Source organism: Thalassospira sp. NFXS8, assembly GCF_040148805.1.
Taxonomy (GTDB): domain Bacteria; phylum Pseudomonadota; class Alphaproteobacteria; order Rhodospirillales; family Thalassospiraceae; genus Thalassospira.
This window is the reverse complement of record NZ_JAGEMF010000003.1, coordinates 281,948-301,543: the sequence shown is the minus strand read 5'-3', so window position 1 is coordinate 301,543 and position 19,596 is coordinate 281,948. Positions and strand designations below refer to the sequence as shown.

The window sequence follows — 19,596 nt, the reverse complement described above, 5'->3', positions numbered from 1 at the left end:
CGACAATCAGAACAACATCATCAAATACACGGATTTAAATTAATTTTGCCCGCACATAGCGGGTTCTGCTTGAACCATACCGCATTGACGATCACCATCCTGTTATAAAATTTTACAAGAATCGAGAGGGATCATGGAGAGGAAAAAAACGCCCGAGCAGCTGAGAAGCCATCGCTGGTTTGGTGTGGAGGACCTGCGCGCCTTTGGCCATCGGTCACGCATGTTGCAAATGGGATATTCGATTGACGACTTCAAAGGCAAGCCGATTGTCGCCATCGTCAATACCTGGAGCGACATAAACCCCTGCCACGCCCATTTTAAAAACCGGGTTGAAGATGTTAAACGCGGCATCTTGCAAGCAGGTGGTTTCCCGGTCGAACTTCCGGCAATTTCACTTGCCGAAACCTATGTTAAACCCACCACCATGTTTTACCGCAACCTGCTGGCAATGGAAACAGAGGAGCTGTTGCGATCCCACCCGGTGGACGGTGTTGTTTTGATGGGTGGTTGCGATAAAACCACCCCCGCCCTGCTCATGGGCGCCATCAGCATGAATTTACCCGCCATCCTGATGCCTGCCGGGCCAATGTTGCGCGGCAACTGGGGCGGTAAAACCCTTGGCAGCGGATCTGACGTCTGGAAATACTGGGCGGAAAAAGAAGCTGGCAATATCAGCCAGGCGCAGTGGGAAGAAATGGAAGCCGGTATTGCCCGGTCTTATGGCCACTGCATGACAATGGGCACCGCCTCCACCCTGACATCTCTTGCCGAAACACTGGGCTTTACCCTGCCCAATGCATCCTCTATCCCGGCACCGGATTCCGGCCATCCCCGGATGGCGGCCAATACCGGCAAACAGATTGTTGAAATGATCTGGCAGGACCGCAAACCATCGGACGTCTTAACCCGGGGTTCATTTGAAAATGCCCTGACGGTGCAAATGGCACTGGGCGGGTCAACCAATGCCATCCCGCATCTGATTGCCATGTCAAAACGGGCAGGTCTTGATATTGGCCTGAAAGATTTTGAAGCCGCATCGCGGCGCATGGGCGTAATTGCCAATTTGCGCCCATCTGGCGAATTTCTGATGGAGGATTTCTTTTATGCCGGCGGGCTGATCGGTTTGCTTGAAAACATCAGACCCCACCTTGATACCGATTGCATGACGGTCAATGGCAAAACCCTGGGCGATAATATTGCAGGGGCCCCGATTTATAATGCTGATGTCATCCGGGGTACTGAAAACGCCATTTACAGTGCCGGTGCCACTGCCGTTTTATATGGCAACATCGCCCCACGTGGCTGTGTGATGAAACCCAGTGCCGCCGATCCGCGCCTGTTAAAACACACCGGCCCGGCCCTGGTTTTTCGCGATTACAACGATATGAATGCCCAAATCAACCGTGATGACCTGGACGTTACCGCAGAGCATATTCTGGTATTGCAAAATGCCGGGCCCGTTGGCGGGCCAGGGATGCCCGAATGGGGTATGTTACCCATTCCCAAAAAACTGTTGAAAGAGGGTGTTCGCGATATGCTGCGCATATCCGACGCCCGCATGAGCGGCACCAGCTATGGTGCCTGCATCCTTCATGTCGCCCCTGAAAGCTATATTGGCGGACCGTTGGCTGCGGTTCAAACTGGCGACATGATTTCGGTCGACATTGAAAATCGCAGCATCCATGTCGAATTAAGCGATGATGAAATCAAATCACGGCTGACACAGTGGAACCCGCCCAGCCGCGATTATGGCAGGGGTTATGGCCGTATGTATGCCAACCATATCACCCAGGCCGATGAAGGGTGCGACTTTGATTTCCTGACCGGGACTGCCCCGATTGAAGACCCTGAAATTCACTAACCCTGTGCTGCCACCCGATAAGCGTTACGGCACAGATTTTATCCGCCCCGAAACAGCAAACGGGCCCATTGATACGGGCCCGTTTATCATTTCAAACCAATTAGCCAGCACTTATCGGGCACCTTCACACACGCGCCAGCAATTCAGGTGCCAACGTTACGGTTCCGATCAGGTTTTGGCCTTTTGCCAGCACCAGAACATCGCCAAACTCTTTAAAATCCACCCGGTTATGAACATTTGGCACATGCGAGACCGGCTCCAGGCACACAGCCCCGCCATCCCTGGGTAAATAAAGCTGCATATTGCGCAGCGTTGTTGACGCGCCAAGCGACAAAACCATACCAGCTTCGGGCCACAAAATTCGCGCGGCCCCGTCCCAACCACTATAATGACAATCCAGCCCCCGATGGCGACGGGCGACCCTGGGCGCAGAAAAGTCACGACTTAAATCAACAACAGTGGCCGCAACCGGCAGCATATCGTCATCAGTGTTAAAGCACCCTTCGGCAATAAATTCGATTTCGACATCTTCCGTCGCATAAAACCATGGATGCAAGCCAATCCCATAGGGCATCGCACCTTGCCCCAAATGCTGCACGCCCAGTTCCCATTCCAGGAAACCATCCCGGACCCGAAATTCCTGCCAGGCCGCATAATCAAATCCGTTATTGTGGATGTCGGCATGGCGGGTTTCCAACCGCAAGGTCGTTTCGTCGCTTTTGCCAACCACCCATTCCTCGCGCGATGAAAAACCGTGAATGGCGTGTGGCCCCGGCGGACGATTTGCCGGTACGCCAATAACACGGTTATCAAACTCGAACTGCGAAAAGGCCATACGGTTGGCAAACGGCACCATTGGAAAACAGCCAAGATATGATGGATTACCCGATTCCAATGCAGATTGATCAGACGGGCGCAACAAATGCGCGTAACCGGCCCCATCAGGGCGGCACCATTCCAACCGGGTAATTGCCCCGCCAAATGGCAGAAAACCCAGTCGAAAATCACCACTTTCCCAAAACATTTCCTGTATTGGCTTTTTTTGCATGGTAATCAGTCCCATATATCGTTAAATCATACTATGACTTTAGCCATAAACGATTTATCGCGTTTAAGCAAAAGGCCGCCTGTCGATTATATGGCATGCAAACGTCAGTTAAAGAGATTCCATGAACAATAACGCCCCGCAAAAAGCACAACGTAAAGTTTCACTGACCGAAAAGGTTATTTCCAGCCTGCGTCGCGAAATTGAAAGTGGCAATCTGACGCCAGGCTCGAAACTGCCGACTGAACCGGCCCTGACCGAACAATTTGGCGTAAGCCGAACCGTGGTCCGCGAAGCTATTGCAGCCCTTAAGGCCGACGGTTTGCTTGAACCGCGCCAGGGCGCAGGCGTTTTTGTGCTGGCCCCGGCACCGCGTAAAAATACCGGATCGATTTTTGATGTTGATTTTGCGCAGATTTCCGATGTTCTGGAAATTCTGGAATTACGCATGGCCGTCGAAATCGAGGCCGCGGGCCTTGCCTGCGCACGAAGCTCGGTTGCGCAACAGGCCAAAATTTACGAAGCACTACGCGAAATGGAATTTCAGGTTCAGTCCGGCAGCCCGGCAGAAAAAGCTGATTATGAATTTCATCGCGCGATTGCCGATGCGACCAATAACCGCCGCTATGGCGAGTTTCTGGAATATCTCGGTGATAAAACCATTCCGCGCGCGCAGTTACGCCGCAAACCGACCGAGGCCGAAGACCAGAAAGCCTATATGGAAAAAATTCTGGCTGAACACCATCGCATTTACGATGCCATATCGCTGCGTGATGCCGAAGGGGCCCGGGAAGCCATGCGCGAACATCTTAGCCAAAGTCAGGCCCGTTATCAAAGCCTGCTGCGGAACAGATAAGTTTATCGTTACGTTGTGACCAACGGCACCTTTCACGCTTCTTAACCCGGCAAAACCCGCCACATCACCATATGGGCGGGTTTTGTTTTGGCCGCCCGGAAACAACAATCAGCACCCTGTAACGGGCGTTGTCATATCTTTACCAATCATCGATTATAATAAAGATTAATCTTTATTGGCCCATAGTCATGGGCATCCCATTGCCCGCCACGGAACCCGCCTTGATGACAGTAAAACGTCTTGCCGAACATCACCTTGCCCGCGATGACGCAACCCTTGCCTGGACGGAAGAAGGCACCGGGCGCGCCGTGATCTGGGCGCATGGTCTTATGTCGAACAGTTATTCACTGGAACAAAAAGGCATATACAATTTCGCGCCGATTACTGCCGCTGGATCGCGGCTGGTACGTTATGATGCGCGCGGACATGGGCGCTCTGTGGCCGAAGCCATTGCTGCCCATTTTACCTGGCGCCACCTGGCGGGTGATTTTCTCGCTGTTGCTAATCAGGCGTCACCGGATCAACCGGTTTGTGCAATCGGCTGTTCAATGGGCACAGCGACCATTCTTCATGCTGCAACAACGACGCCTTCACGATTTTCCAAACTGATTTTAACGGCACCGCCAACCGCATGGGAAACCCGCAAGGCGCAGGCATCGGTATATGAAACATCGGCAGCCACAATTGAACGCGACGGACAACCCGCCGTTGATGCGTTGGTTACCAATATGGCCCCGCCCCCCATTTTCACCGACCTGCCCGAATTTCCGGTTGAAGTTAACAGAAATCTGTTACCTTCCATCCTGCGCGGCGCGGGGCAATCCGACCTGCCATCTGCCGACGCTATTGCCAAATTGGCCCTGCCCGTATTGATACTGGCCTGGGAAAGTGATCCCACCCACCCCATTGCCTCGGCCGAACGCCTTTCCAGCATCATTCCCGGTGCAAAACTGCATATCGCCAAACATGTAAATGATGTGCGCAACTGGGGACAGTTGATCGCTGATTTTCTGGCATAAACGAAACAAACGCCATTATTAATGACTGCCGTCTATCGCTATGACACGCAGCATCGTTAATATGACACCCACCCGTAACGCCAGAACACGCGTCCCACAATACAAAACCGTTAACGGGCAATAGCCACAGCAATATCAGCCATATTTTCAAATACCTGATGGGCACCTGCCTCGATCAGGCGTTGCGTGGCAACATCGCGGGTTCCCTCATAATGCCCTCCGCCAACAAAGCCCCAGCATGTCATTCCCGCTGCAATTGCAGCCTGAACACCTGCAACGGAATCCTCAATCACCAGGCACCCTGCCGGATCAAACCCCATATCATTGGCGGCATGTAAAAACAGGTCCGGTGCGGGTTTGCCATTTTGGACAAAATCGGCACTATAGATGCGACTGCCAAACCAGTGCCCCAAACCGGTAATACGCATGGTGGTTTCAAGGCGCTGGACTGAACTGCTTGACGAAATGCAAAAGGGAATACCGCGCTTTTTCAAGGCTGCCAAAACATTATCAATATCGGTAATTTTGTGCAGTTCGGTTTCATAGCGCACAAACAGCCGATCATAAAAATACGGTTTGAATTCCGCGCTTACATCGCGGCCTGTTTCAATATGGATATGTTCAATCGGCGCAGCACTGGAACGGCCGGTAAATCGGCGGGCAACTTCCTCGCCTGATAACGGCGCCCCAAAATGGGCCAGAACATCAACCAGGGTCGATAACGAAATGGGTTCGCTATTCACCAGCACACCATCGCAATCAAACAGGACCGCCTTGATCGCGGCGGGCAGTTCAATGCGCGACGCAGGGGTCACGGGTTTGCTTTGCATTTGTTTCTCGGACGTTATTTTTTTAATTCTTAAACCCTATCCAATCGAGAATATTCGCGTCAACAAAAATGAACATTTGACCAATTGATGGTCTTTTGTTCAATTTGCCCGATAACAGCGCAAGAAGGCAGACTATCCTTCTGTTGGGCGCACCGGATCGGGTATAAGCGTGGTTCGGGAAAACAACGTCAAAAGGCGGGAGGATATAATCGCCATGACCCTGAAAGATAAAGCAATTATTGGTGTCGATGTGGGAACCGGCAGTGCGCGTGCTGGCGTGTTTGATGGCACTGGCAAACTTTTGGGCAGCGCATCCCACCCGATCGCAATGAATCGCCCGCGCCCTGATTTTGTTGAACAGGATTCTGAAAATATCTGGCAATCGGTTTGTAAATCGGTTCAGGATGCCCTGATAAAATCCGGCGTCGATGGCAGCAAAGTATCGGCAATCGGTTTTGATGCCACCTGTTCATTGGTTATTCGCGGTGCCAATGATCAACCCTTGCCGGTTTCCCCCGATGGACCGGCAAACTGGGATGTCATTGTATGGATGGACCATCGCGCCACCCGCGAAGCCGAACAATGCACCGCCACCGGATCAAAAGTTCTGGAATATATCGGTGGCACCATGTCACCGGAAATGGAAATTCCCAAACTGATGTGGCTAAAACGCCATAGTCCTGCCGTCTGGAGCAAAATGACCGCGGCCTACGACCTGGCCGATTTTCTGGCCTTCCGCGCAACCGGCGACAATGCCCGGTCCTGCTGCACCGTCACATGCAAATGGACGCACCTTGCCCATGAAGATAGCCCGTGGAACCAGGATTTCCTGTCATCCGTCGGGCTTGACGATTTCATTGAAAAAGTCGGCATAGACGGCCCTGCGGTTGCTGTCGGCACACCGGTTGGCAAACTGTCGGCCAAGGCAGCAACGGAACTGGGCTTAAATACCGATTGCATGGTTGGTGCCGGCCTGATTGACGCCCACGCCGGTGCGCTGGGCACGCTTGGCGCGCATTTGGGTGGCAATCTTGATCAACGCTTCGCCATGATTGCGGGGACATCGACCTGCCATATGGCATTGTCGGCTGAACCTCGCTTTATCAAAGGCGTTTGGGGGCCTTATTTTGGTGCGGTTGCCCCGGGCCTGTGGCTGAACGAAGGTGGGCAATCGGCCACGGGGGCCTTGCTGGACCATATTTGTGCCATGCATCCCTTTGCCCGCGACATGGGCCGCGATGCCCACCGCCTGGCAGGCGAAAAACTGTTGCCACGCATGATGGAAAAGGCTGACCTGGCCCCGCGCCTGCATATGTTACCCGATTTCCACGGTAATCGTTCGCCCCTTGCCGACCCCGAAGCACTGGGGGTAATTAGCGGTCTGTCACTTGACCAGAGTGAAGACAGCTTTCTCGACCTGTATTGGGCAACTGCCTGTGCTATTGCCTATGGCACCCGCCATATCATCGATGCGCTTAATGCAACCGGCTATGACATTCGTTATATCCATCTTAGTGGCGGCCACACGGCAAGCCCGGTTCTGGTCAAACTTTACGCCGATGTCACTGGCTGCGAAGTTGTTATGTCCGAATGCCCTGAACCGGTACTTTTGGGTTCGGCCATGCTAGCGGCAGCAGCACTTGACCCGGAAGGCGGGCTTAAGGCAGCTTCAAAATCAATGGCGGCGGCTGACACGGTTAAAACACCCGATACCACCGCCAAGGCAGACCACGACCGCCGCTATGCCATTTTCCACAAATTACATGCCCATCGCCAGGAACTTGACGCACTGAGCGAAGGTTAAGCAAAGAAAATAACCCATAGCAGAAACCAAATACCCCCCGTCCCAACTGGACGGGGGGTATTACATTAAACGGTAATATCAAATCCGCTCAGGCAAGGTTTTGTTTCAAAAACTCTGCTGTGCGGGCATTTGCTGTTGCTGCATCTTTTTCGTCATAATGGTTGCCGCCCTTGCGGCAAAAAGCATGGTTACGATCGGGGTACTGATAAATCGTAGCGTCGGTTTTATCTTTAACGGCGGCTTTGATTTTATCCTGCGCCTCGGTCGGAATAAATTCATCCTGCCCGGCCAGATGCATGATCAGCGGCTTTTTAATATTTCCGACTTCACCCAGATAATTATCAATTCCGGCACCATAATAGGATGCAAAGGCATCACCATCGGTACGCGTAGCGGCCAGATATGTCATCATCCCGCCCATGCAATAACCAACAACCGCCGCTTTTTCGGTGGCGTCAGGCAAGGCGCGTGCTGCTGTCAAGGTTGCCTGAATATCTTCTGCGCCCTTGTCAGCATCAAATTTCTGCAAATAGCCAAATGCCTTTTGCCATTCATCATCGGTTTTATCGGTCAGTTCAATACCCGGTTCAATCCGCCAGAACAAATCAGGGCAAACGGCAATATAGCCCAATTTGGCATATTCATCGGCAACGCCGCGCATCACCGCGTTCACACCGAATATTTCCTGAATGACCACAACAACCGGGGCTGGCAATGTTGCCGGTTTGGCCACATAGGCATTAAATGTACCATCAGGTGTTTCAATATTAAGATTCTGGCTCATAGGGCCTCCTTGTTGTTTTCGGCATTATCGTTAGTGCAACGATCAAAGATCCGGGTTTTCCAGATCATTCGCCGCAAATGACGGCGCGGCCGATACGCGATTGCCTTTGAGGTAGGTCAGTAAAACCGGATGCGCCAGTACCGTGCCGAAATTTCACATTTTCGGCACATCACATTTGAAATGGTCCCAAAATAAAACAGGCAGCACACCCTGGCACTGCCTGTTTACAAATGGATCTGACGGTTGCGAAATTAAAATCCTAACGCGCCAAGACACCTTCCGGGTCACTTTTAACGGTGCCCGCGTCCCAAATCACCAGATGGTCATTTTTGTAATCAAACCGTGCGAGGGGCTGTTTGGAACCCGTTATGGGGTTATCACGCCGGGCAATAATTTCGCCATTCGAATGGGCATCAACCCAGTCACGTACTTCATCAGCCGCCAGCAACACCGGAATTGGCTTCTCAAGCCGCCCTAAAAACTGGAACTGTGCATGATACTTGCCCCAATAGGCAACATCATGCCCTGCCTGCTGCTGGCTTTTCAAATACACGGCCATCGGGCGCATATTGTAATCGGTTTGCAAACGGGGTGCGGCAATCATAAACACCATCGCCACCAGCAACAAATTAACCCCGGCAATAACACCGACGGTGGCAACGCGCCGTGCCTGCAACAGCACCAAAGCAATACCGGCTGCCAGCAAGAATGCCCCCCACCAGCCATCCAGTGTACCAACCCATGCAGGGATCTTGTCAAAAAAGCCCGGCAGGAACGGTGCAGCCAGGCCTGCCACACCCAGTATGATCACGAATACCGCCAACGGAATCTGATCAATTCGCCGGGTTGGCAAATCGGCAATAACGCGGGCAAAAATCAGCGACACCAACGGTAAAACCGGCAAAATATAATGAACGCGCTTACCTGAGATCAGGCTAAAGGCCACCAGCAAAAAGACCGCTACCAAAAGACAGAACCGTAACCCGGCATCCAAATCTTTACGCCAGCCAAACCCGATTACCGACCGCCACAGCCCGCCCCAGAACATCCACGGCAGCAACATGGCCGGTAAAGCAACCAGGTAATAATAAAATGGTTCAACATGGGCAAAGCTATCGACCATACGGCCCGCTGTTTGCCCCCAGAAAATGGCATTACGGTAAACATCGCCGCCAAAAACGGCAGCAGGCACCGCCCATAAAAGGGCAATAACCGCACCAAGCAGGACCGAAAGCCCCATCCCCGCATACCAACGCTTATAGGCACCACGCCCGGTGAATGTGTTACCACCACGATCCGTGCCCGACACGTTATTTGTAACAGGGCCGGACGAAGAAGCAGTCTTGCTGCCACCCCCGACCCGGGCTGCTTTTTGCCCGCCAAACGATAAACCAGACCAGCTTTTGTGCCAGAGCGGCGCAAAAACAGCCGCAGGCAAAACATAAAGCAAAATCACCGGCCCCTTGGCCAAAACGCCAAGGCCTATTGCGATGCCCGCTATAATCCAGCCTTTTTTTGCATCGCCATCACGGGCAACAAAAACGCCATACCACCCCAGCAAGGCAAAAAAGCATTGCAACATGTCAAAATAGGTTAGCGTGCCATACCCGGCATAATATGTCCCCCCGACCAGAAACATCGGTGCCACATGTGCAATCGTTGTTTTGTCAGGCCAGATACGTTTGGCAAGTACTGCCACCATGATCAGGTTAAGCCCGGCAAATAACGGGGCAATCAGGCGGGCCGTAAAATCATTGACGCCGAAAACCACCCAGCTGGCATTGATTAACCAAAACAGCAAAGGCGGTTTATGCGCATATGGTTCACCATTCAGATGCGGCACCAGCCAGTTATGATGCACCCACATTTCCCACGCCACCGACAGGTAACGGGTTTCATCAACGGGTAATAACGGCCGGGCACTAACCCCTACCACCGCGATCAGAACCCACAATATCAGGATCACGCCAAACGAAGCCGTTTTTGCGCCGCTACGATTGTTCAGGGTCATGTAAAATCCGTAAATTTGATTGCGGGGTTATTCTGCCACGATCGTCGAAATGGTTTCCGTCTGGGCGTTACGTTTTTCGCGGTGAATAAAATACAGATTCCGCGCATAAACAATCAGCCCAAAAGACTGCCCCAGAATAATGATCGGTTCTGCCCTTTTCAGACCATAGACCATCAGGCAGATACCGCCAAGGATGCTGAGATACCAGAATGCAACCGGAACGATGCTTTTGGCATGTTTTTCACTTACCAGCCACTGCACCAGGAACCGCCCGGAAAACATGACCTGACCCACAATGCCCAGCACAAACCAGGCATCCATATGGGCGAACAAACGTGCAAACCATTCATGCATTGCCGCCCCCTATTCCTTTGATTTCACAACAGGTGTTTTGGCGCGTGCCTGCAGCCACATCACACCCATAATATCAACGATACCAACCCAAAGCCGGTTCATCATGCTGTAGTTTGACGTTCCTCGCAACCGGGGCCGGTGATTAACCGCAACCGAATACACCTTGCCGCCATCGCGTAACATCAGGGCCGGCAAAAAACGGTGCATGTGATTAAAGCGCGGAAATGCCAAAAAGTCATCCCGACGAAACAGCTTGATGCCACATCCGGTATCAGGTGTTTCATCTTTTAACAAACCACCACGTACCTTGTTGGCAATACGGGACTGAACACGTTTCATTGCCGTATCATGACGATTGGCCCGCCAACCGGCAATCAGCGCACGGGCATTAACACCCTCGGCACGATACCGTTCCAGCATTTGCGGAATATCGGCCGGGTCATTCTGACCATCACCATCAAGTGTCACAATCAAATCGCCCTGGGCATTTTTAACCCCGGTCAAAACCGCAATCGACTGGCCACAGCTTTTCTCGTGGCAAATCAAATGCAATTCCGGCACCGATGCGCGCAATTTGCGCACAATGGTCGTGGTTTCGTCGGTGCTGCCATCATCAACATAGATAATTTCAAACGCAACATTGCCACGCAACGCTGCGACAATTTCGTTCACCAGCGGCTCAATATTTTCAGCCTCGTTTTTAACCGGCACCACAACCGAAAGTTCCGGTACAGAACCGTCCATCGTTTCAGCCTGGTTGGCAACCGCCGCCTGTGACAGGGCCGGGTCTTCGGGCAGTGCGTTTTTTTTAAATGTCATTCTGATGAACCGTCGTGGCGATCAACGCATTTTCTGTATCGCGCCCCCGATCGGGGCTACCGCGCCTACAGATGCGCCAATGTCCTTATTCTGTTGAAACGTCAAATATTTATGCACAAACAACTATTCACAAATACAGTAACAAATTCGCCATTTTCACGAATGGTCCTGCAATAAGGGCCAGTTGGCCATTGTATTACGATCTGATGTGAAAATAACGACGTCGTCCCGCATTGCCGTTAGCGGTGTTGATAATATTTTCCGACCCGTACCGCAAGGAAACTCTTGGTCTGATATGATTAGGGTGGCAGGGCTTCTGGCAGGGAAAGCTGACAACTAACTGAAGCCCTGACAAATTGTTTGCACGATTTTCTCTGTTCCTTGTGGCACTGTACAAACAGGTAAAACAGAAGCCCGTCAGGTAACATGCGCATATTGCTGATAGAAGATGAACCATCGCTGGCACAGGCGATCAAGGATCATTTAATGGCCCAGGGCGAAGCTGTGGACTGGTTGCCAGCCCTTCTTGATGCCGAAGATACCCTGCGCAGCACCCGTTACGATATTATCCTGCTGGATCTGAACCTGCCGGACGGCAATGGAATCACATTTCTACAGAATATTCGCAAACGCGGCGATGTCACCCCGTGCGTTATCCTCACAGCACAAGACCAGATTTCCGATCGTATCGCCGGGCTGAATGCCGGGGCGGATGATTATTTGGTCAAACCTTTTGATCTGGGGGAAATGATCGCACGGCTGGGGGCGGTTTCGCGGCGATATTCGGGCAATCCAAATCCTTTAATCGAAATCGGTAACCTTGCAATTGACCAGGCCAGTCGCCTTGTGTTTGTTTCGGGCCGTCAGATTGATCTGACCGCACGCGAATGGGCTGTATTTGACCAGCTTTTGCGACGCCCCGGTGCTATCCTGTCCAAGCGCCAGCTCGAAGATGCCCTGTATGAATTCGGTGCCGAGATCGAAAGCAACACAGTCGAGGTATATATCAGCCGCCTGCGCAAAAAAATCGGTCCTGAACCCATCCGAACTGTGCGCGGTGTCGGCTACCGCCTAGAGGGATAAAAGCGGATGGCATTGCTAAAAATGAAAAACAGCCTGATCATTGCCATTGTCACGCGGGTTACAGTGGTAATGACGCTGGCCTGGCTTTTGGGATGTGTCCTTGCCTTGCTGGTGATGCAAGATGAAATGGGCGAAGCCTTTGACAGCGGATTGCAGCAAACAGCGCACCGTATTTTACCCCTTGCCGTTGATTATTTATTCGAACATAGCGATGCAAACGCCCCGCACCGCATGCCAACCGGAAGCCGCGTAACAGCGGACGAATTTGTCGCCTATCAAATCCGCGACCCTGACGGCAAAGTTCTGGTGCAATCCTATGAAGGGGGGACAGATGCGTTCTCTGCCCCGTTAAAACCGGGTTTTTCCGAAGATGACAGGTTTCGCTATTATACAGAATCAACCCTGCGCAACAGCCTGTATATTCAGGTTGCAGAACCGCTTGCCCATCGCCGCGAAGCCCTGCGCGAAAGCACATCCGCGATCCTTGCCCCGCTGCTTGTTCTCATCCCGCTTGGCATCATTGGCATCTGGTGGAGTGTCCGGCGCGGATTGCGCCCTGTGACCCTGCTTCAGGATGACATCCGCAATCGCGGCAGTGGCAATATGGCCCCGATTGACCGCCCCGAACTACCCGACGAATTACACCCGATTGTGACAGCCGTTAACAACCTGTTGGCGCGTCTTAAATCTGCCCTGGCAGCAGAACGTAATTTTGCCGCCAATTCTGCGCACGAATTACGCACCCCGATTGCTGCGGCACTGGCACAAACCCAGCGCCTGCGTGCCGAAATATCGGATGATCCCGCCAATAGCGATCGCGCCAGCCAGGTCGAAAAATCGTTGCAACACTTAAAACGTCTGTCGGAAAAACTGTTGCAGCTTTCCCGCGCTGAAGCTGGCGTTGCCGTTGTGGGCGAAATGCAGGATTTATCCCCCGCATTATCCCTCGTTATCGAGGATTTCAGCCGTGATACCCGCTATGCGCATCGCCTTGATGTTGATTTAGTCAATGCCGGGCAATTGATGGGGAAAATCGACATTGACGCCTTTGCCATCTGCCTGCGCAACCTGATCGAAAATGCCCTGATCCACAGTGACGAAGATGCCGCTATTCATATTTGGGCATCGGCCGATCACCCGGCGCATATTCACATTGTTAATCGCTGCGCACGCGTGCCCGATGATGTGTTGATCAAATTAACGGAACGGTTTGAACGCAATAATCCTGCCGCACGAGGGTCAGGACTGGGTTTAGCAATTGCCGATACCATCATGCAGCAGGCCGGTGGTCAGCTATTGTTGCAATCCCCGGCCACCGGCGAAGTTGATGGCTTTGAAGCCATCGTAATTTTACCGCACCCTGATGGCGTATTACCGCAAACAACCAAAGACGAACCTTCTGGTCCGCCGTCACGAACCAACATATAAAAACATACCGAAATGCGTTTTGCGGTCGCGCATTATTAATCATCGCTACCCACAGGGCGCACGATAAAAGGCAATGTTATATACATTACCAACCCGCCCTCTTCGCGATTGCGGGCAAAAATGGTCCCGCCATGGGCAACAATGGCGCGTTGGGCAATCGAAAGGCCAAGCCCGAAACCGGTTTTACTGGCGTTAAAACCGGCAACATCGCGTTTTTCGCTTACAGGGGCGGAACGCATATGGCGCGCCATATCATTCCCCGCATCACTTTGCGCTGACACCACCCCGTTCGCCCCCACATCGCGGGTAAAGGGGTCAAACACGGTCTCGATCATGTCTGGTGCAATGCCCGGCCCGCAGTCCGCAATCATAATATCGAAAACTTGCCTGTCAAAATCGGCGGTAGCGGTAATTTCTACCTGCTGACCCACGGGCGTATGATGCAACGCATTGCGGATCACATTTTCAAAAGCCCGGCGCAACAATTCGGCATTGCCCAGCACCACGGGCACCGCCCCGAAATGCGACCGGCGCACCGCAAGGTTGGTTTTTACGGTAACACCCAGACCTTCGGCCTCGAACCTGGCATCGGCAATGACCCGGCCCAACAAATGATCCAGATCCAGATATACCGGTTGATGTGCCGCCCCGCTTTCAACCCGCGACAGGGTTAAAAGCCCGCCTACCAGTTCATCAAGGCGAATGGTTTCCTTTTCAATCCGGTCAAACGAACTTTCGGCTCGTTCCGGTTTTTGCCGGGCCAGCGCAACCGCCATTTGCATCCGCGCCAACGGTGATCGCAATTCATGCGATACATCGTTCAACAAGCGGTCGCGTGCGCCGATCAGTTGCTGCAACTGGCCTGCCATATGGTCAAAATCGCGGGCCAGATCGGCAATTTCGTCGCGGCGGCGGCCCATTTTCGGGCGCAAACGATGCGACATTTCACCCGATGCCAGTTGTTCAAAGCCCTTACGCAATTGCAAAATCGGCCGGGTTAAATACCACGCCAAAAGCGCACTAAAAATAAGCCCGCCAACCACCCCGGCCACAATCATGGGCATGGGCACATTAAAATGCCGGTCCCGTGGGATTTGCGCCACAATATCGCTGGCATCAAATGACATTTGTATCCACGTTTCGTCAGGCAATTGTATGGTGCGGACAATACTGCCGGTTTCCCATACCTGATGCGCCACCAGATACCCTTCGCGCAATTGTTCGGGTGTTAAACGCCGGGTAAGGTTCCCTGTTTTTTCCGACCATTCCGCCAGTTCCTGTGCGGTGGGCAACGTATCGTTGCGGTTGTTTTGCTGGGCGGCAACCGCGGCACTGACGGGTTTATAGGCAAACCGTTCCCTTTCCGCCCGGGGCCAGTCCTTTACCAGTTGATCAAGTGCCGCCACACCGCCACGTTCGGCGGCACGAGTCGCCATCTCGACATATCCGGGTACGGTTGCCGATAAATAACCGATCAGGTACAGGGTTGGCGGATGACCATAAAACTGAAAAAGCAGCCATATCCCCTGGGCGATACCCACAAACGTAATGGCAAAGCCAACCAGAATTTTCCAGAAAAGCCGTCCCCTCATGGGTTTTGCCTCAGCCGGTAACCAAACCCGCGCACGGTTTCAATCAGGGTTGCATCACCGCTTACCTGCTGTAATTTCTGGCGCAGGTTGCTCATATGTACATCGATAGACCGGTCATAAACTTCACGTGGCCGGCCCAGCACAGTTAACGATAACTCATTTTTTGAAAGTGCCCTGTCACGGGCACGCATCAGGGTTTCCAGCAAATTAAATTCTGAAACCGTCAGGTCCAGCTCTGTTCCGCCAAATGCGGCCATTCTGCGTGCCGGGTCCAAGGTGACCTGGCCTTGTTGCAACGTTTCTTCCCGGCCTTCAGCCCCGCTACCTTTTGGCACCCCGGCACCTTCATCACCCCCGGCGCGCCGCAAAACCGCGCGAATACGGGCCACCAGTTCGCGCGGATAATAAGGTTTCGGAATGTAATCATCCGCGCCCAGCTCCAGGCCTACCACCCGGTCAACGTCATCTCCCTTGGCGGTTAACATAATAATCGGCATCCGGCTTTGGGCACGCACCTGGCGCAAAACCTCTATCCCGCCAATGCCGGGCATCATGATATCAAGCAACGCCATCGCATAATCGCCTGACAGGGCATAGGCAATCCCGTCGCGGCCATTATGCACAACGGTAATTTCAAAACCTTCCCCGTCAAGATACTCTGCCAGCATCTCGCCCAGTTCAGTGTCATCATCAATCAGAAGTATTCGACTCACGGCGGCCTTCTCCAAATCTGATTGTATCATACCGGGCAAAATCGCCGCGAAAAGGCCACAGATGCGACCTTTACACATCCCTTACACATGTTTTTCATCCTGCTCACCCCATGGCACATCAATGAATGCTATCTAGGTTCAGGATAAAGATGGAAACGAACGTCTTGTTCGTGCCTTTCGCCCCACACCGACGCTTTAAGAATTCAGCATAACGGATTCCCATGAAAAAACTGCTCGCCCATCGCACCACCATAATTGTCGTTATCATCCTGCTGGCCGCTGGCGGGTGGTTTGGCCGCAATTATCTGTTTCCGCCCGAAACAGCCCCCAGCTATGTTACCGCCAAGGTAACGCGTGGTGATCTGGAAAGCACAGTTCTGGCAAGCGGGGCGCTGGAATCCTATCAGCTGGTGTCGGTCGGGGCGCAGGTTTCGGGGCAAATTCAAAAACTGCATGTCGCCCTGGGCGATGTCATCAAGCAGGGCGACCTGATCGCCGAGATCGACCCGTCCACCCAGCAAAATGCCCTGAGCGACGCGAAAGCCAACCTGGCCAATATTCAGGCGCAACTGGCCTCAAAAAAAGCGACCCTGCGTCAGGCACAACAGGCCTATGAACGGCAGCAAAAAATGCGCCGCCTTGATGCCAGCCCGCAGGAAGACCTTGAAACCGCCACCGCCACCCTTGCCGTCACCAAGGCCGAAATTAACGCGCTGAATGCCGAAATCGACCAGGCGAAAATCGCCGTTGATACAGCCCAGATCGACCTTGATTACACCCAGATCAAAGCCCCGATGGATGGCACGGTTGTGTCCCTGCCTGTCAAGGTCGGACAAACGGTGAATGCGGTGCAAACCACACCTACCATCATTAAACTGGCCCAGCTTGATACCATGACGGTCAAAGCCGAAATATCGGAAGCCGATGTTATTCGCGTCAAACCGGGACAGAAGGTTTATTTCACCATTCTGGGCGACCCCGACACCAAATATCACGCCACCCTGCGCGCAATTGAACCCGCCCCCGATGAAATTGACGACAATGACGATGGCATCGCCGATGACGAGGCGGTTTATTACAATGCGCTGTTTGATGTACCCAACCCCGATGGCGTTTTACGCATCGCCATGACCACCGAAGTCACCATTATTTTAAAATCGGTCAAAGACGCATTGATCATTCCCTCATCCGCCCTGATCAGCGGGCAGGATGGCAAACAATATGTGCAAATCGCCACTGCCAACAGCGACGGCGACAAACAACCAACAATCAAACAGGTGCCTGTCACGGTTGGCCTTAACACCAATGTCAAAGCCGAAATTACATCGGGCGTTGCCGAAGGCGACAGTGTTGTCATTGGGGCCGCCAGTGGCGTTGCCATTGACGGTACTGGTAATCGTCGCCCACGGGGGATGATGTTCTGATCATGGCTGCACCGTTAATTGAAATCGCAAACCTGTGGCGCGAATATCCCGCAGGTGACCAGAAAATTGCCGTGCTTAAAGGCGTTAACCTGACCATTGAACGCGGTGAAATGGTTGCCATTATGGGCGCGTCGGGTTCTGGCAAATCAACCTTGATGAATATTCTGGGCTGTCTGGACCGGCCGACACGCGGCACCTACCGTGTTAATGGCCGCGCCACCGATGCGCTGGAGCCCGACGAACTGGCAGCCCTGCGCCGTGAATATTTCGGCTTTATCTTTCAACGCTATCATTTGCTGTCCGATTTAACAGCACTCGGCAATGTGGAAGTCCCTGCCATTTATGCCGGTTATTCATCCAGCCAGCGCCATGCCCGGGCCCAGGACCTGCTCGATAAAGTGGGACTGGCCGATCGCACCCATCATCGCCCCGGCCAGCTTTCAGGCGGGCAGCAACAACGTGTCAGTATTGCCCGTGCCCTGATGAATGGCGGCGATGTGATCCTGGCGGACGAACCCACCGGCGCGCTGGACAGCAAAAGCGGCGAGCAAACCCTGGCCCTTTTGCGTGACCTTCATGCCGATGGCCATACGGTAATTCTGGTCACGCACGACCCCAATGTTGCCGCCCACGCCGAACGGGTGATCGAAATTCTGGATGGTGAAATCATCCGTGATGAACGCCAGACCGCAGCAAGTGGCAATGAAACCGCCACCCCTGCCCCAATTGCCCAAAAACCGTCGGGCAACCGCCTGTGGGCCGAATTTGGCCGCTTTGGCGAAGCCTTTAAAATGGCACTGGTGGCAATGGCAGCGCACCGTTTGCGCACATTCCTTACCATGCTGGGCATTATCATCGGTATTGCCTCGGTGGTGTCTGTCGTTGCCCTTGGCACTGGCTCGCGCGAAAAGGTGCTGGCTGACATTAGCTCTATTGGCACAAACACCATCGACATTCGACGCGGGCAGGATTTTGGCGACCGCGATGCCGATAGTATCCGGACCCTCACTGCCGATGATGCCACCGCGCTGGATGATGAATATTATGTCGATAGCGTCACGCCAAGCGTTTCTGCCAGTGTCACGCTACGCTATCGCAATATCGAGGTCACATCCGCCGTTACCGGTGTCGGGGTGAATTACGACCGCGTACGCGGGTATGAAATGGATCAGGGCATCTGGTTTAACCAGCGTTCTGTTCAAAACCGCGATCAGGATGCGATTATCGATAATAACACGCGCGACAAACTGTTCCCCAATGGTGAAGATCCGCTGGGCAAAGTCATCTTGTTAGGTTCCGTCCCTGTGCGCATCATTGGCGTCACCAAAAAACACGACAGTGCCTTTGGCCGGGGTGATACCCTCAATGTCTGGCTGCCTTACACCACCGTCATGACACGTCTGACCGGCCAAAATTACCTGACCAGCATCACCGTGCGCGTCGCCGATGCGGTGGATACCAAACTGGCCGAACAAAAAATTGGCGCCTTTCTTGAAAAACGCCACGGGATCCGCGATTTTTTCACCATCAATACCGATACCATTCGCCAAACCATCGAAACCACCACGGCAACGCTCACCCTGCTGGTATCCTCCATCGCCGTTATTTCGCTAATTGTTGGCGGCATTGGCGTTATGAATATCATGCTGGTATCGGTTACCGAACGCACTGGCGAAATTGGTGTGCGCATGGCGGTGGGCGCCCGTCAGGGCGATATTTTGCGCCAGTTCCTGATCGAAGCAGTGCTGGTGTGCCTGATCGGCGGGGCGCTGGGCGTGTCGCTGGCCCTGTTATTCGGGGTGCTGTTTGATATGCTGGGAACCCCCATTCAAATGATCTATTCCACCACCTCAATTATTGCGGCCTTTGCCTGCTCCTCCATGATCGGGGTGCTGTTTGGCTTTTTGCCCGCGCGCAGTGCTGCCCGCCTGAACCCTGTCGATGCCTTGAACCGGGACTGATGGAGAATTTTG

The 19,596-nt window shown here is 53.2% G+C and carries 16 protein-coding genes; 8 read left to right on the top strand and 8 right to left on the bottom strand.

Translation table 11 applies throughout. The features are described 5' to 3' along the window. Positions 1-133 precede the first annotated feature (133 nt). Positions 134-1,861, top strand: a complete 1,728-nt coding sequence (gene araD, locus J4E05_RS17725) for an L-arabinonate dehydratase (RefSeq protein WP_349598301.1) — start codon at positions 134-136, stop codon at positions 1,859-1,861. Between the two features lie 124 nt (positions 1,862-1,985). Here the strand turns inward: araD and J4E05_RS17720 are convergent, their stop codons facing one another. Beyond that, a complete protein-coding gene (locus tag J4E05_RS17720; protein WP_349598298.1) occupies positions 1,986-2,909 on the bottom strand; it encodes an aldose epimerase family protein in 924 nt (307 codons plus the stop codon). A gap of 121 nt (positions 2,910-3,030) precedes the next feature. Between J4E05_RS17720 and J4E05_RS17715 the strand changes: the two genes are divergently transcribed. Continuing rightward, positions 3,031-3,762, top strand: a complete 732-nt coding sequence (locus tag J4E05_RS17715) for a FadR/GntR family transcriptional regulator (protein WP_349598295.1) — start codon at positions 3,031-3,033, stop codon at positions 3,760-3,762. A 224-nt stretch (positions 3,763-3,986) separates the two neighbouring features. Beyond that, complete coding sequence (locus J4E05_RS17710; protein WP_349598292.1) at positions 3,987-4,781, top strand: alpha/beta fold hydrolase; 795 nt, start codon at positions 3,987-3,989, stop codon at positions 4,779-4,781. Positions 4,782-4,891: 110 nt separating this feature from the next. On the opposite strand, the gene J4E05_RS17705 is transcribed toward J4E05_RS17710, so the two are convergent. Further along, positions 4,892-5,611 carry an HAD family hydrolase gene (locus tag J4E05_RS17705; protein WP_349598289.1) on the bottom strand — a complete coding sequence of 240 codons (720 nt, stop codon included), beginning with the start codon at positions 5,609-5,611 and terminating at the stop codon, positions 4,892-4,894. A 214-nt stretch (positions 5,612-5,825) separates the two neighbouring features. Here J4E05_RS17705 and J4E05_RS17700 point away from each other — a divergent pair, with 214 nt between their 5' ends. Continuing rightward, entirely contained in the window at positions 5,826-7,415 is a 1,590-nt protein-coding gene (locus J4E05_RS17700) for an FGGY-family carbohydrate kinase (protein ID WP_349598286.1), read from the top strand. Between the two features lie 88 nt (positions 7,416-7,503). Here J4E05_RS17700 and J4E05_RS17695 read toward each other — a convergent pair whose 3' ends face one another. From J4E05_RS17695 to J4E05_RS17680, 4 genes are all read right to left on the bottom strand, one after another. Beyond that, positions 7,504-8,199, bottom strand: a complete 696-nt coding sequence (locus J4E05_RS17695; protein ID WP_349598283.1) for a dienelactone hydrolase family protein — start codon at positions 8,197-8,199, stop codon at positions 7,504-7,506. A gap of 259 nt (positions 8,200-8,458) precedes the next feature. After that, positions 8,459-10,210 carry an ArnT family glycosyltransferase gene (locus J4E05_RS17690; protein WP_349598280.1) on the bottom strand — a complete coding sequence of 584 codons (1,752 nt, stop codon included), beginning with the start codon at positions 10,208-10,210 and terminating at the stop codon, positions 8,459-8,461. A gap of 27 nt (positions 10,211-10,237) precedes the next feature. Then, complete coding sequence (locus J4E05_RS17685; RefSeq protein ID WP_349598277.1) at positions 10,238-10,564, bottom strand: lipid-A-disaccharide synthase N-terminal domain-containing protein; 327 nt, start codon at positions 10,562-10,564, stop codon at positions 10,238-10,240. Between the two features lie 9 nt (positions 10,565-10,573). Continuing rightward, on the bottom strand, positions 10,574-11,383 hold the full coding sequence (locus J4E05_RS17680; RefSeq protein ID WP_349598274.1) for a glycosyltransferase family 2 protein: 810 nt from the start codon (positions 11,381-11,383) through the stop codon (positions 10,574-10,576). A gap of 426 nt (positions 11,384-11,809) precedes the next feature. On the opposite strand from J4E05_RS17680, the gene J4E05_RS17675 reads away from it, so the two are divergent. Together J4E05_RS17675 and J4E05_RS17670 are read left to right on the top strand one after the other, a co-directional pair. Beyond that, entirely contained in the window at positions 11,810-12,466 is a 657-nt protein-coding gene (locus J4E05_RS17675) for a response regulator (RefSeq protein ID WP_085591048.1), read from the top strand. Between the two features lie 6 nt (positions 12,467-12,472). Next, positions 12,473-13,894 (top strand): histidine kinase dimerization/phospho-acceptor domain-containing protein, encoded by a 1,422-nt coding sequence (locus tag J4E05_RS17670; protein ID WP_349598270.1) that lies wholly within the window; start codon positions 12,473-12,475, stop codon positions 13,892-13,894. Positions 13,895-13,929: 35 nt separating this feature from the next. On the opposite strand, the gene J4E05_RS17665 is transcribed toward J4E05_RS17670, so the two are convergent. Both J4E05_RS17665 and J4E05_RS17660 read right to left on the bottom strand, forming a co-directional pair. Continuing rightward, entirely contained in the window at positions 13,930-15,486 is a 1,557-nt protein-coding gene (locus tag J4E05_RS17665) for a sensor histidine kinase (RefSeq protein WP_349598268.1), read from the bottom strand. Continuing rightward, the gene (locus J4E05_RS17660) at positions 15,483-16,199 is read right to left on the bottom strand and encodes a response regulator transcription factor (protein ID WP_349598266.1); all 717 of its coding nucleotides are present in this window, start codon (positions 16,197-16,199) and stop codon (positions 15,483-15,485) included. Before J4E05_RS17660 ends, J4E05_RS17665 begins: the two co-directional genes overlap by 4 nt. A gap of 221 nt (positions 16,200-16,420) precedes the next feature. On the opposite strand from J4E05_RS17660, the gene J4E05_RS17655 reads away from it, so the two are divergent. After that, positions 16,421-17,623, top strand: a complete 1,203-nt coding sequence (locus tag J4E05_RS17655; RefSeq protein WP_349598263.1) for an efflux RND transporter periplasmic adaptor subunit — start codon at positions 16,421-16,423, stop codon at positions 17,621-17,623. Positions 17,624-17,625: 2 nt separating this feature from the next. Continuing rightward, positions 17,626-19,584, top strand: coding sequence for a MacB family efflux pump subunit (locus tag J4E05_RS17650; RefSeq protein WP_349598261.1), 1,959 nt, complete (start codon positions 17,626-17,628; stop codon positions 19,582-19,584). The last annotated feature ends 12 nt before the right edge of the window (positions 19,585-19,596 follow it).

Bases quoted from the DNA above. Each gene is read 5' to 3' on its own strand.
- J4E05_RS17670 (WP_349598270.1), top strand. From the start codon at position 12,473: ATGGCATTGCTAAAAATGAAAAACAGCCTGATCATTGCCATTGTCACG.
- J4E05_RS17650 (WP_349598261.1), top strand. From the start codon at position 17,626: ATGGCTGCACCGTTAATTGAAATCGCAAACCTGTGGCGCGAATATCCC.
- araD (WP_349598301.1), top strand. From the start codon at position 134: ATGGAGAGGAAAAAAACGCCCGAGCAGCTGAGAAGCCATCGCTGGTTT.
- J4E05_RS17690 (WP_349598280.1), bottom strand. From the start codon at position 10,210: ATGACCCTGAACAATCGTAGCGGCGCAAAAACGGCTTCGTTTGGCGTG.
- J4E05_RS17685 (WP_349598277.1), bottom strand. From the start codon at position 10,564: ATGCATGAATGGTTTGCACGTTTGTTCGCCCATATGGATGCCTGGTTT.
- J4E05_RS17720 (WP_349598298.1), bottom strand. From the start codon at position 2,909: ATGCAAAAAAAGCCAATACAGGAAATGTTTTGGGAAAGTGGTGATTTT.
- J4E05_RS17675 (WP_085591048.1), top strand. From the start codon at position 11,810: ATGCGCATATTGCTGATAGAAGATGAACCATCGCTGGCACAGGCGATC.
- J4E05_RS17695 (WP_349598283.1), bottom strand. From the start codon at position 8,199: ATGAGCCAGAATCTTAATATTGAAACACCTGATGGTACATTTAATGCC.
- J4E05_RS17700 (WP_349598286.1), top strand. From the start codon at position 5,826: ATGACCCTGAAAGATAAAGCAATTATTGGTGTCGATGTGGGAACCGGC.
- J4E05_RS17705 (WP_349598289.1), bottom strand. From the start codon at position 5,611: ATGCAAAGCAAACCCGTGACCCCTGCGTCGCGCATTGAACTGCCCGCC.
- J4E05_RS17680 (WP_349598274.1), bottom strand. From the start codon at position 11,383: ATGACATTTAAAAAAAACGCACTGCCCGAAGACCCGGCCCTGTCACAG.
- J4E05_RS17715 (WP_349598295.1), top strand. From the start codon at position 3,031: ATGAACAATAACGCCCCGCAAAAAGCACAACGTAAAGTTTCACTGACC.
- J4E05_RS17710 (WP_349598292.1), top strand. From the start codon at position 3,987: ATGACAGTAAAACGTCTTGCCGAACATCACCTTGCCCGCGATGACGCA.
- J4E05_RS17655 (WP_349598263.1), top strand. From the start codon at position 16,421: ATGAAAAAACTGCTCGCCCATCGCACCACCATAATTGTCGTTATCATC.
- J4E05_RS17665 (WP_349598268.1), bottom strand. From the start codon at position 15,486: ATGAGGGGACGGCTTTTCTGGAAAATTCTGGTTGGCTTTGCCATTACG.